The sequence below is a fragment of the Flavobacterium sp. FG139 genome (assembly GCF_057809695.1).
This window is the reverse complement of record NZ_JBMDKL010000053.1, coordinates 1-499: the sequence shown is the minus strand read 5'-3', so window position 1 is coordinate 499 and position 499 is coordinate 1. Positions and strand designations below refer to the sequence as shown.

Annotated in this window: 1 pseudogene; it reads left to right on the top strand. The window is 37.9% G+C overall.

What is annotated here, in order from left to right:
- Window positions 1-499, top strand: a pseudogene (locus ACODSI_RS15065) (hypothetical protein); the annotation flags it as partial.

The following is a 499-nucleotide window of genomic DNA, read 5'->3' as shown; positions in this document are numbered from 1 at the left end:
GTGCTTATACTTTAACTAGAACATGGACCGCTACCGATGCTTGTGGTAATACAACTACGGCTACTCAAGTAGTAACTGTTCAAGATACTACGGCTCCTGTAATAACTACTCAAGCAAGTAATATTATAGTACAATGTGATGGTTCTGGTAATACAACAGCATTACAAGATTGGTTAAACAACCATGCAGGTGCTACTGCAACTGATAACTGTGGTGATATTGTTTGGACTAATAATTTTAATAATATAGCAAATAATTGTTCCGCTGCTGTGACTGTAATATTTACAGCTACTGATAATTGTGGTAATAATTCAACTTCTACAGCAACATTTACAATACAAGATACAATTGCTCCAACATTTGTGGAAACTGTTCCTGCTAACGTAACAGCTGAATGTTCTGCGATTCCAACTGCAGCTACTTTAACTGCTACGGATAATTGTAGTACTGCTACTGTGACTTTCGCTGAAGTAACAACGGCTGGTGCTTGTCCAAGTGC